We start from the raw sequence: 12,211 nt of genomic DNA, 5'->3' as shown, positions 1-12,211 counted from the left end.
AGCTCATCGTCCTCGCCAACGCACTCATCCGCGACAACAAACCCTACGCCCCAGCCTAAAACACCACATTCACACAAAAGACAGTTGCTTGGCTTCGCCGCATCGCGCCGACAGGCGCGCCTTGCGGCTCGACCGGCGGCGCCCGTTCGGGCGCTCGGCATGAAGGAAGCCTTCATGCCGTTGGTATGAGGCCGGCGGACCGGTCGCCCGGCCGATCCGGGGCCCCGGACGGGCGGCGCGCCGCCAGGCCGCTGGAAGGCGCCGGCGGTCGGGGGCCCTGAGGCACACGCCGGCATGAGGGGGCTGTCGATGGCCCCGCACCGGACCCCGCCTATTCGGGCGTGATCCCCGCCTTGCGCATCAGCTCGCCATTCAGCGCGAGATCGTGGCGGATGCGCTCGCGCAGCGCCGCGGCGCCGAGGGGCAGCGGCAGCAGCCCGAACTCCTCCATCAGGCGCTGCGCCGCCGGCCGGGCCAGGGCCTCCGGCACCGCCTGCCCGAGCGCGGTGGCCAGCGGCGCCGGCAAGCCGGCCGGGCCGGCGAGGCACCACCAGGCGCTGACGACGAGGCCGGGCAGGCCAAGCTCGCCCATGGTCGACACCGCCGGCATCGCCGCGAGCCGCTGCTCGTGCGGCGTGCCGAGGGCCCGCAGCCGGCCCTCCTGCACATGCGCCCGGGCCGGCCCGAAGGTGGAGAACATCATGTCGACGCGCCCGGCCAGGATCTCGGTCAGCGCCGGGGCCGGGCCGGCGAAGGGGACGTGCAGCATCTCCACCCCGCTCCGCCCGAGCATGTCGAGCATCAGCAGATGCGCCGTGGAGCCAACGCCCCAGCTGCCATAGGTCAGCGTGCCGGGCTTCTGCCGCGCCGCCGCCATCATCGCCTCGAAGCTGCCCCAGCGGGGATGCGCCACCAGCAGATAGGCCGAGGCATAGAGCAGGCTGATCGGCGTGAAATCCGTCTGCGGGTCGTAGCCGAGGTTGCGGAAGGCATAGGGCGCCTGCGACAGGGCCGAGTTGCTGCCGAGCAGCAGCACCATGCCATCGGGCTTCGCCCGCGCCACGGCGCGGGTGCCGAGGGTGGTGGAGGCGCCCGGCTTGTGGTCGAGCACGAAGCTGGCGCCGAAGCGCTCGGTGAAGTCGTCCTGCAGGATCCGGGCGACGATGTCGGTCGCGCCGCCGGGCGGGAAGGGAATGACGAGGCTGACCGGCCGTCCCTGCGGCCAGCCCTCCGGGCCACGCCCCTGGGCGCGGGCCAGGCCAGGCAACGCCCCTGGCAACGCCCCTGGCAGCATCCCGGGCAGCGCCAGCGCGGCGGCGAGGCCGGGCAGCGCCCGGCGGCGGAGCGGCCCCGGGCTCAGCCTGCGGCGCATGGCGCCCCGAGCCTGCGGTGGATGGTCATCGGCCTGTTTCCCCCATGGCCACCCATCGGCACCGGGCGGCTCGTCTGCTTGCAGGCAGGGTAGAGCGGATCGTGGGCGGGCGTGAATGCCCGGGCGCGTGAATCGGCTCCGGCGAACAAGGAGCGACGGCGGATGGGCGTTCCATTGCGGACGCCCATCCGCCGTCGGGCAGACCGGGCGCGGCCGGGAACCCGCGGCGCCGCGGGGTTCCCGGCGGCTGGACGCGGCGGGCGCGCCGCCGGCAAGCTTCCGGCACCCTGCAAGACTGCTCCAGGGAGGAGCCTCCGCGATGAAATTCGCCCTGCATTTCGGCAACAACACCTTCCCCGACGCCGCCGGCGCCGCCCGCCTGGCGCGGCTGGCCGAGGCGGCGGGGTTCGACTCCGTCTTCGCCGTCGACCATGTCGTGCTGCCGGAGACCTATGAGAGCGTCTATCCCTATGCCGCCGGCGGCCGCCTGCCGGGGAGCCAGTTCAGCGCCATGCCGGACCCGCTGATCTGGATGGCCTTCGCCGCCGCGGCGACGACCCGCCTGCGCTTCATGACCGGCGTCATCATCCTGCCGCTGCGCAACCCGCTGGTCCTGGCCAAGCAGGTGGCGACCCTGGATGCGATGAGCGGCGGCCGGATCGAGCTCGGCATCGGCGTCGGCTGGCTGGCCGAGGAGTTCGCCGCCCTCGGCGTGCCCTTCGCGGAGCGCGGCCGCCGGGCGGATGAGTATGTCGCCGCCATGCGCGCCCTCTGGCGCGAGGACAATGCCCGCTTCGCCGGCCGCTTCGTCGCCTTCGAGGGCATGACCTGCACCCCGAAGCCGGTGGCGCGCTCGGTGCCGATCATCGTCGGCGGCCATTCCGAGGCGGCGGCGCGCCGCGCCGGGCGGCTCGGCGACGGCTTCTTCCCCTCGATCGGCGCGCAGATGGATACCATGCCGCTGCTCGACCTGGTCCGGCGCAGCGCCGAGGCGGCGGGGCGCGACCCGGCGGCGATCGAGATTCTGGCCGGCTGCCCGGGCGCGCTTCCCGGCTCGGGCCAGGACCCGCTGGCGGCGGTGGAGGAGCGCCGGCGGCGCGGCATCGGCCGCGTCGTCCTGCCGGTGCATGCCTTCCTGCCCGATCTGGAGGAGAGCCTGCCGCGCTTCGGCGAGCGGGTGATCCGGGCCTGCGCCGCCTGACCGGCGCCCTCCCCGCCGCGACCGGCCTTGGCGAGCGGCGCCGGGCGGCGCGATGATGCGGGCGCCCGGCCGCTCCGGGCCGGCGGCCTCAACCCGCCGCCCGACGGAGCGTTCTGGCAGCCTATCGGGCCGGGCCTCCCGGTCGCCATGCACGGGAGACCGGCCATTCGGGATCTACCCATCCTCGGGCGCTGGGTTGAATTGCTGCGTCCATACAAAGCCGTATGGCGAGAAGCCTTGGCGCATCCCCTGGACCGGCCGCGCGCCCATCCCATCTATGGGCCGGGTCGTCATCGCCCCCACCGCGCAACCCATGCAGGATCGCCCGTGCCCAGCCTCCGCTCCTCCCATCCCGGTGCCTCGCCGCGCGCCGCCCCTCTCCGCCGCGCCGCCGAGCCCCTGCCGGCGATGCCGGAGGCGCCCGCCGGGACGCCGGGCATCGAGCTGAGCGTCGCCTCCTACAACGTGCACAAATGCGTCGGCACCGACGGGCAGTTCGACCCCGGCCGCGTGGTCGCGGTGCTCGCCGAGCTCGGCGCCGATCTGGTGGCGTTGCAGGAGGTGGATCGCCGTTTCGGCCGGCGCACCGCCCTGCTCGACCCGGCGCGGCTGGCGCAGGCCACCGGCCTGCAGCCGCTGCCCGTCTCCGACCTGCCGGACGGCATGGGCTGGCATGGCAATGCGCTGCTGGTGCGGCCGGGCACGCGCTGGCAGCTGCGGCGGATCGACCTGCCCGGCGCCGAGCCGCGCGGCGCGGTGATCGCCGAGCTCACCCTGCCCGGCCGGACCGACAGGCTGCGCGTGGTGGCGGCGCATTTCGGCCTGCTGCGCCGCTGCCGCACCCGGCAGGTGGAGACGGTGCTGGCCGCGATCGGCCAAGGGAAGGCGGGCCAGGGGAAGGCGGGGCAGCCCACGGACATGCCGACGCTGCTGCTCGGCGACCTGAACGAATGGCGGCTCAACCGGGCGCGGAACGCGCTGACCGGTCTTGAGGCGGTCTTCGGCGGCGTCACCGGCGGGCCGCCGAGCTTTCCCTCGCGCCGCCCCTTCCTGCGGCTCGACCGCATCCTCGGCTGCGCCCAGGCACAGGTGCTGCGGGTGGAGGCGCATGACACGCCGCTGGCGCGCCTCGCCTCGGATCACCTGCCGCTGAAGGCGCAGGTGCGGCTGCCGCCGGCGCAGCAGCCGGCGCGATCGGACCTGGCCGCGGCGGCGTGACGCCCCGGCCGGGCGCCTGCCGGCCCGACGCCCAAACCCGCGGCCGGCTCGGCCGTTGAGACCCCGTCCCGGGTGCGGAAAGGTTGCGGAGGAACTGGGTGCTGGCTCGCCATGGATCGGAGACGCGTCCGCCGGCGGCCAGCCTGCAGGCTTCGGAGGCCCCGGCGGCGCGCGGCATGACGGCGCTCGACCGGGCGGTCGATACGGTGACCGGCCGGCTCGGCGCCGCGACCGGGGCGGCGCTGCTGGTGCGCGGGACGGAGGCCTTCGCCGTGCGGGCGGCGACGGCGCGGGCGGCCGGCCGCAGCCTCGACCTGCAATACTATCTCTGGCACGGCGACCTGACCGGCGGCCTGCTGGCCGGGGAGGTGCTGCGGGCGGCCGATCGCGGCGTGCGGGTGCGCATGCTGCTCGACGACGTCTTCGCCCTCGGCCAGGAACGGGCGATCGCCGCCCTCGATGCGCATCCGCAGATCGAGGTGCGGCTGTTCAACGGCACCCGCTGGCGCGCCTTCGGCTGGCTCGGCTATGCGCTCGAGATGTTGCTGGGCGGCTGGCACCTCAACCGCCGCATGCACAACAAGGCCTGGATCGCCGATGGCCGCGTCGCCATCGCCGGCGGCCGCAACCTGGCGGACGAGTATTTCGACGCGGCCGAGGAGTTCAATTTCCGCGACCTCGACCTGCTGCTCGCCGGCCGCGCCGCCGCGCAGGCGACCGCGGTCTTCGAGCGCTACTGGCGCAGCCCCTTCGCCCGCCCCGCGCGCGAGCTGAGCCCGGCCGGCAATGCCCGCGGCGGGCTGGCGAGCCTGCGCCGCCGCCTGCAATCCGCCGCGGTGGCCCCCGAGGCGCGGCGCTTCCTCGCCCGCTCGCCGGAGGGCAGCCGCCTCTCGGCCTGCCTGGAGGACCGCCTCGTCGGCGTGCCGGAGACGGCGATCCGGATCGTCGCCGACCCGCCGGAGAAGGCGAAGCGCGGCCTCGGGGCCCGGCGCCGGGCGCGCGCCGCCGGCGGCATCGGGCCCGAGGCGGCCGATGCGCTGCGCCTGGCGCAGCGCGAGGCGCTGCTCATCTCGCCCTATTTCGTGCCGGGCGCGGCCGGGCTGGATCTGCTCACCACCCTGGTGCGGCGCGGCGTGCATGTCGCGGTCATCACCAACTCCCTCGCCGCGACCGACGTGGTCGCGGTGCATGGCGGCTATGCCCGCTATCGCCGCGCGCTGCTCGAGGCCGGCATCCTGCTGTTCGAGCTCAAGCCGAGCGGCGACGAGGCGACCAGCCTCTTCGGCTCGCGCGGCGCCAGCCTGCACACCAAGGCCTTCGTGGTGGACGAGACGACGGTCTGCGTCGGCTCCTTCAACCTCGATCCCCGCTCGGCCGCGCTCAACACCGAGATGGGCATCTTCGCCGAGAGCCCGGAGCTGGCGCGCGAGCTGCGGGCCGAGCACCAGCGCCTGGCGGACCCGTCGCGCAGCTGGCGGGTGACGCTCGCGGAGGGAAGGCTGTGCTGGTCGGCCGAGGATGCGCTGGAGCGGCCGGCGACGGCGCGCCACGAGCCCGATGCCTCGCTCTCGCGCCGGGTGCTGGCCGGGCTGATCCGCCTGCTGCCGGTCGAGGCGCAGCTTTGAGCCCCCCGCGAGGCCGCCATGCGGCCTCGCCGAACCACCATCCGGCCCGGCAGGGCGGCAGCAGCGCTACGCCGCCGTGCCGCAGCGGTTCCAGCCGCGGCCGGCATCGCCGAGGGGCTGGCAACCCGTCTCGGTGACGACGATCGTGTCCTCGAGCTTGATGAAGCCGCGCTTCGGATGCAGCAGCGTCGTCTCGACCGAGAGCACCATATCCGCCTCCAGCGGGCGCTCAGCGTCATGCGCGGCATAGGGGATGGGCCCATGCGCCGTCAGCCAGGGCGCCTCGTGCTGCACCAGCCCCATGCCATGGGCCAGGAACTCCAGGTGCTTGGCGAGCGGCGAGGCGGCGGCCGCCGCCTCCCCCGCCGCCTGCACCGCGCCGCCGGGGGTGCCGGCCCGGACCATGCCGCGCGCCTTCGCTTGGATCGCCTCGACGGCGCCGAGCAGGTCCTGCAGCTCGCTGTCCGGCTCGCCCAGGATCCCCATGCGGCAGAGATCGCCGATATAGCCCTGATAACGGCCGCCGGAATCGAGGGAGAGGATGTCGCCCGGCCGGAATTCCTGGGCGGAGGCGGCGCGGTTCAGGCTCTCGCCCGCGGTGATGAGGCAATATTCGAAGGTGAGGTCGCGCCCCTCCTCCTCCCGCCGCAGCCGCTCGGCCACCGCCGCCTTGCTCAGGCCCGGCCGGCAGGCGGCGAAGGTGGCCAGCATCGACTCCACCACCCGCTCCGAGGCCTCGCGCAGCATGGCGAGCTCGGCCGGGCTCTTGCGGGCGCGCAGCCGCTCGAGCGGCTGGGCGACATCGATCAGCGCGCAATTCGGCAGCCCGTCGCGCAGCAGCGCCGCCGCGTCCGAGGGCAGGAAGGCGGGCTCGACGCCGATGCGCCGCAGCGGCAGGCCGAGGCTGCGCAGATAGGCGATGGCATTCTCGGTGGCATCGGTGGTGGTGCCGGAGACGGTCTTCACCACCGGCGTCCAGAAGCGGCCGAGCTGGTGCTCGTGCTTCTCCAGCCGGTGCGCGATATAGGCCGTCAGGTCGGGGCGGCCCCGCACATAGACGACCACCGGCATGTAGCGGCTGAGGCCGATGGCGTCGCGATGGTCGAAGAAGGGAAAGCTGTAGCCGCCGAGCAGGTATTGCGCGGCCTGGCGCGAGGTGGTGACGACCGCGTCGACATCGGCCGCGGCGAGCAGGTCGTCCAGCCGTTGCGTGTCGAAGGGCGCGGTGCCCGGGGTCACCGTCCCGCTGCCGGGCCCGGCAGCGGCCCGGCCGGCGGCGGGCGGGGTCGCGATGGTGGTGGACATGCTTCGCCTCCCTCATGGCGTCCCGCCCGGCGGCGGCGCCGCGGTCGCGGACGGCCCACCGGGGCGGGGACACCGGCAGCCTACCGCGGTCCATGCCCCGAGGGCAGCCATCAGAGGCGGCGCGCGGCCGGTCTGGCGCATCGTCATGCCCCCCGGCATCGCCGGAGGCGGCGGAAACCGTGACGGAACAACGGGCTGGGCCGGATCGGCCGAGGCCCCGGGCGGGGTGGGGACGCCGCTCAGCCGGCCACGGCCGCGACGGGCGCGGGCATGACGACCTGCCCATCGGCGCTGAGGCGCACCGGATAGACGGCGATGTCGCACTCCCCCGACAACTCCTTGCCGCTGCGCAGATCGTAGACCCGCTCGTGCAAGGGGCAGGTCACGGTGGTGCCGCCGACCAGCCCGTCGGCCATCGGGCCGGCCTTGTGCGGGCAGTCCGCCGCCGTGGCGAAGACGCCGCCGGCGCGGGTGTGGAAGACGGCGATGCGCTCGCCCCCCACCTCGAAGGTCCGGCCCTCGCCCGGCGGGATGTCCGCCAGGCGGCAGAGCACGCGTTCGGCCTCCATGCTCATTCTCCCGCCGGGATGAGGGAGGCGAAGCGCGTCGTCTCCCGTTGCTTGATCAGCTCGCTCCAGGGATCGACATAGGCATCGACCGACTCCTGCATCGCGGCGTCGAGGCGGGCGGCGATGCCCTCGCTGTCCTCCACCACCACGGCGCGGACGCGCTCGATGCCGACGCGCTCGATCCAGGTATAGGTGCGTTCCTTGTACTTCGCCTCCTCGCGGTAGTACTGCATGAAGCGGCCGCCGAGCAGCAGCGCCTCCTCGTGCGAGGCGACGGTGCAGAGCAGGTCGCCCTTGCGCACATGCGAGCCGCCTGCGCCGCCGACATAGATCTCCCACTTGCCGTCGCCGACCGCGACGAAGCCGACATCCTTGATCAGCGCCTCCGAGCAGTTGCGCGGGCAGCCCGTGGTCGCCAGCTTCATCTTGTGCGGGCTGTCGATGCCCTTGAAGCGGTCCTCGATCTTCCGCGCCAGGGCGATGCTGTCGCCGAGGCCGAAGCGGCAGAACTCCGTCCCGACGCAGGCCTTGCAGGTGCGGAAGGTCTTGCCGTAGGCATGCCCGGAGACGGTGCCGAGCGCGGCCCAGACCGCCGGCAGGTCCTCCTTCCGGACGCCGAGCAGGTCGATCCGCTGGCCGCCCGTCAGCTTCACCAGCGGCACGTTGAACCGCTCCGCCACCTCGGCGATGCGGCGCAGCTCCGCCGGGGTGGTGGCCCCGCCCGGCATGGGCGGCACGACGGAGAAGGTGCCGTCCTTCTGGATGTTGGCGTGGATGCGCTCGTTGATGAAGCGGGCATCCGGCTCGGCGACATGGTCGCCCTTCCACACCACCGCGAGCAGGGAGGCGAGGGCCGGCTTGGCATTCGCATCCTCGATGCCGCCGCCGAGCTCGCGGAAGACGGCGGAGACGGATTTCAATTCCTTCTCGCGGATGGCCTCGATCAGCTCCGGCTTGCGCAGGGGGATGCCCGGCACGTACCAGTGGACCGAGGGATCCTCCTCCACCTCGCCGCCCGCGAACCAGGCGACGAGGTCGGAGACCAGCCCCTTGCAGGAGCCGCAGCCCTTGCCGGCGCGGGTGGCGTTCATCACCGCCGCCAGGGTCCGGTTGCCGCCAGCGACGCATTGGCCGATCGCCGCCTTGCTGACGCCGTTGCAATTGCAGACCTGCGCCTCGGCCGGCATCTCGTCGAGCGTCACCTTCTGCGGCGGCGCGCCGAGGTCGAAGAGCAACGAGAGGCGCTCCTCGGGCAGCGGGCTGTCGCGGTCGAAGGCCTGCATGAGATAGGCGGCCTTGCTGATGTCGCCCATCAGGATGCCGCCGATCAGCCGCCCGTCGCGCACGATCAGCTTCTTGTAGGTGCCGCGCCGCGGCTCGCTGAACTGGATGACCTCGTCCCGCTCCTCGGAGGGTTCCGTCACGCCCATGGAGGCCAGCTCGACGCCCATCACCTTCAGCTTGGTGGCGAGCTTCGAGCCGTGATAGGCGGCGTCCCGGTTGCTCTCCGTCACATGCTCGGCGAAGACCTTGGCCTGGTCCCAGAGCGGCGCCACCAGGCCATAGACGCGGCCGCGATGCTGCGCGCACTCGCCGACGACATAGATGTTCATGTCGTCGACCGAGCGCATGTGGTTGTCGACGACGATGGCGCGCTCCACCGTCAGCCCGGCGCGCAGCCCGATCTCGGAATTCGGCCGGATGCCGGCGGCGACGACCACCAGCTCGCAATCGAGGACGGTGCCGTCCTTGAAGGCGAGGCCGGTCACCCGCTCCTCGCCCAGCACCTGGCCCGTCGAGGTGCCGACATGGACCTGGATGCCCATGCCCTCCATCGTCCTGCGCAGGATGGCGCCGCCCTGGGTGTCGAGCTGCTGCTCCATCAGGTGGCCCGCCAGATGGATGACATGCACCTCGCAGCCATGCTGCAGCAGGCCGCGCGCCGCCTCGAGCCCGAGCAGGCCGCCGCCGATCACGGCGGCCTTGCGCCCCTCGCCCGCCGCGGCGGCGATGCCCTCGCAGTCGTCGATGGTGCGGAAGCCGAAGACGCCGGGCTTGAGCCGGCGCTCGCCGAGGAAGATGCCGGGGATGGGCGGGATGAAGGCGCGGCTGCCGGTGGCGATCAGCAGCACGTCATACCCGGCCCTGACGCCGTTCGCCGCCTGCACCACCCTGGCGAAGCGGTCGACCTCGGTGACCGGCGAGCCGGCATGCAGGGTGATGCCGTTCTCGGCATACCAGTCGAGCGGGTTGAGGAAGATCTCGCTGGCATCCTGGATGCCGCTCAGGATGTTCGACAGCAGGATGCGGTTGTAGTTGCCGTAGGGCTCGTCGCCGAACATGGTGATGTCGAACAGCTTGGCCCCGCCCCGCGCGAGCACCTCCTCCACCGCCCGGGCGCCCGCCATGCCATTGCCGATGACGACCAGTTTCCGCTTCGCCATGCGCGTCTCCTCAGATTTCCATCAGGCCGATATCGACCACGACCTCGCCGCTGACGCCCGGCGGCGCGGCGATGTGGAGCTCGAGCGGCGTCTCGGGGAAGAGGTCCTCCACCACCGCCAGCGGCACGTGCATCGCCCCCTTGGCGCCGAGCGGGAACAGGCGCATCGGCTTGCCCGCGCGCATCAGCACCAGGCTGACCAGCGCATCGGCGGAGTGCCCGGCGCGGAAATAGATGAGCTGGGCCCGCCTGTCGGCCGGCACGGTGTAGCAGAGGCTCGGATGCAGCAGCATCGGCGAGCCCAGGCCGCGGCCCTCGAACGGGAAGGTGCCGTTGAGGAAGCGTGGTGTCGTCTCCATGGTCATGCCGGACTCTCCCCGTGGCTGGGTGGGACGCGCTCGATGCGGACGGCGCAGACCTTGAACTCGGGAATGCGCGAGACCGGATCGAGGGCGGGATTGGTCAGCAGGTTCACCGCCTCGCGCCCGCCCCAGTGGAAGGGCACGAAGACGGTATCGAGGCGCATGCCGGGCGCCAGGCGGGCCGGCAGCGTGACGGCGCCGCGCCGCGTCACCAGGCGCACCACCTCGCCCTCGGCGATGCCGAGGCCGCGCGCCACCTGGGCGTGGATCTCGACATAGGGGGCCGGATCGGCCTGCAGCAGCGCCTCGACGCGGCGCGTCTGGGTGCCGGAGTTGTAATGCGCCAGCACCCGGCCGGTGGTGAGCAGCATCGGGTAGTCGGCATCCGTCTCCTCGGCCGCGGCGCGGTGCTCGGCCAGGTGGAAGCGGGCGCGGCCGTCGGGCGTCGCGAAGCGGCTCTCGAAGGGGCGCGGCGTGCCGGGATGGTCGGGCGCCGGGCAGGGCCAGAAGACGCCCTGCTCGGCCTTGATCCGCTCCCAGGTGATGCCGGCATAGTCGGCGGCGCCGCCGGCGCTGGCCTGGCGCAGCTCCTCGAACACCGCGCGCGGCTCGGCGCTCACCAGCCCGCCGCGGCCCAGCCGCGCGGCGATCGCCTGCAGGACCTCGAGATCGGTCCGCACCCCGGGCGGCGGCGATGCCTGCCGCTCGCGCAGCAGCAGCCGCCCTTCCAGGTTCGTCATCGTCCCCTCCTCCTCGGCCCAATGGGCGACGGGCAGGACGACATCGGCGAGCTCGGCGGTCTCGGAGAGGAAGGGATCGGCGACGACCAGCAGGTCGAGCCCGGCGAGCCGCGCGCGCAGCGCCGCGGCATCGGGGGCGGCGACGAGCAGGTTGCAGCCATGCACCAGCAGCGCCCGGATGCCATCCGGCCGGCCGCAGCGCTGCAGCAGCTCCCAGGCCGAGACGCCGGCGCCGGGGATGCGCTCGGGCGGCACGCCCCAGACCGCCGCCACCGCCGCGCGATGCGCCGGATCGAGGATGCTGCGGTAGCCGGGAAGCTGGTCCGCCTTCTGCCCGTGCTCGCGGCCGCCCTGGCCGTTGCCCTGGCCGGTCAGCGTGCCCCAGCCGCAGCCGCGCCGCCCGGCCTTGCCGAGGGCGAGCGCGAGGTTGATGTAGCCGAGCGCGTTGGCGACGCCGTGGCTCTGCTGCTCCGGCCCGCGGCCGGAGAGGATCATCGCCGTTGCCGCCTCGGCCAGCATGTGGGTGGCGCGGACCAGCAGGCGCTCGGGCACGCCGGCCACCCGCTCCACCCGGTCCGGCCACCAGGCGGCGACGGCGCGGCGCACGGCGGGAAAGCCGCTGGTCCGCGCGGCGATGAAGCCCTCGTCCAGCAGCCGGTCGCGCACCGCGACATGCAGCATGCCGGCGGCGAGCGCCGCGTCGCTGCCCGGCGTGAGCTGCAGGTGCAGATCGGCCATGGCGGCGGTCGCGCTGCGCCGCGGATCGGCGACGATGAGCTGGCCGCCCGCGGCGCGCTGCGCCTCCAGGTACTGCATCATCACCGGCAGGGTCTCGGCGGGGTTGCCGCCGGCGATCAGGATGGCCCGCGCCTCGGGGATGTCGGACAGCGGGAAGGGCAGGCCGCGATCGAGGCCGAAGGCGCGCCCGCCCGCCGCGGCGGCGGAGGCCATGCAGAAGCGGCCGTTGTAGTCGATGTGGCGGGTGCCGAGGACGAGCCGGGCGAATTTGCCGAGCGCATAGCCCTTCTCGTTGCTCAGGGCGCCGCCGCCGAAGACACCGACCGCATCCGCCCCGCCCGCCGCCTGGGCGGCGCGGAGGCCGGCGGCGATGCGGTCGAAGGCCTCCTCCCAGCCCGCCGGGCGCAGCGGCGCGTCGCGCCGGTCGCGCAGCAGCGGCCCTGCCGGGCGGGCGGCGGCGTACATCTCGCCCGCCGTCCAGCCCTTGCGGCAGAGGCCGCCGCGGCTGGTCGGGAAGTCCCGCGGCACCGCCTCCGGCCGGCCGTCCCGCCATTCCAGCCGCATGGCGCATTGCATGGCGCAATAGGGACAATGCGTGCCGGCATCGGCGGCGGCCTGGAACGGGGCGAGCGCCATGC

Annotated in this window: 9 protein-coding genes; 3 read left to right on the top strand and 6 right to left on the bottom strand. The window is 73.7% G+C overall.

What is annotated here, in order from left to right:
- Window positions 1-331 precede the first annotated feature (331 nt).
- A complete protein-coding gene (locus DOO78_RS02925; RefSeq protein WP_111468207.1) occupies window positions 332-1,372 on the bottom strand; it encodes a Bug family tripartite tricarboxylate transporter substrate binding protein in 1,041 nt (346 codons plus the stop codon).
- A 319-nt stretch (window positions 1,373-1,691) separates the two neighbouring features.
- On the opposite strand from DOO78_RS02925, the gene DOO78_RS02920 reads away from it, so the two are divergent.
- The 3 genes from DOO78_RS02920 (at window position 1,692) to DOO78_RS02910 (ending at window position 5,416) form a co-directional block, all read left to right on the top strand.
- Entirely contained in the window at window positions 1,692-2,573 is an 882-nt protein-coding gene (locus DOO78_RS02920) for an LLM class F420-dependent oxidoreductase (protein WP_165838683.1), read from the top strand.
- Between the two features lie 327 nt (window positions 2,574-2,900).
- Window positions 2,901-3,791, top strand: coding sequence for an endonuclease/exonuclease/phosphatase family protein (locus DOO78_RS02915; RefSeq protein ID WP_243634313.1), 891 nt, complete (start codon window positions 2,901-2,903; stop codon window positions 3,789-3,791).
- Window positions 3,792-3,967: 176 nt separating this feature from the next.
- A complete protein-coding gene (locus DOO78_RS02910; protein ID WP_128079988.1) occupies window positions 3,968-5,416 on the top strand; it encodes a phospholipase D family protein in 1,449 nt (482 codons plus the stop codon).
- A 66-nt stretch (window positions 5,417-5,482) separates the two neighbouring features.
- Here DOO78_RS02910 and DOO78_RS02905 read toward each other — a convergent pair whose 3' ends face one another.
- The 5 genes from DOO78_RS02905 to DOO78_RS02885 form a co-directional block, all read right to left on the bottom strand.
- Window positions 5,483-6,721 carry a M24 family metallopeptidase gene (locus tag DOO78_RS02905; protein WP_111468204.1) on the bottom strand — a complete coding sequence of 413 codons (1,239 nt, stop codon included), beginning with the start codon at window positions 6,719-6,721 and terminating at the stop codon, window positions 5,483-5,485.
- Between the two features lie 239 nt (window positions 6,722-6,960).
- Complete coding sequence (locus tag DOO78_RS02900; protein WP_111468203.1) at window positions 6,961-7,290, bottom strand: Rieske (2Fe-2S) protein; 330 nt, start codon at window positions 7,288-7,290, stop codon at window positions 6,961-6,963.
- 2 nt (window positions 7,291-7,292) lie between these two features.
- On the bottom strand, window positions 7,293-9,734 hold the full coding sequence (gene nirB, locus DOO78_RS02895) for a nitrite reductase large subunit NirB (protein WP_111468202.1): 2,442 nt from the start codon (window positions 9,732-9,734) through the stop codon (window positions 7,293-7,295).
- A gap of 10 nt (window positions 9,735-9,744) precedes the next feature.
- Window positions 9,745-10,098 carry a hypothetical protein gene (locus tag DOO78_RS02890; protein ID WP_207802761.1) on the bottom strand — a complete coding sequence of 118 codons (354 nt, stop codon included), beginning with the start codon at window positions 10,096-10,098 and terminating at the stop codon, window positions 9,745-9,747.
- Window positions 10,095-12,209, bottom strand: a complete 2,115-nt coding sequence (locus tag DOO78_RS02885; protein WP_111468201.1) for a molybdopterin oxidoreductase family protein — start codon at window positions 12,207-12,209, stop codon at window positions 10,095-10,097. Before DOO78_RS02885 ends, DOO78_RS02890 begins: the two co-directional genes overlap by 4 nt.
- Window positions 12,210-12,211 lie beyond the last annotated feature (2 nt).

The organism is Roseicella frigidaeris (genome assembly GCF_003258945.1).
Lineage (GTDB): Bacteria > Pseudomonadota > Alphaproteobacteria > Acetobacterales > Acetobacteraceae > Paracraurococcus > Paracraurococcus frigidaeris.
This window is presented reverse-complemented; position numbering and strand designations above follow the sequence as displayed.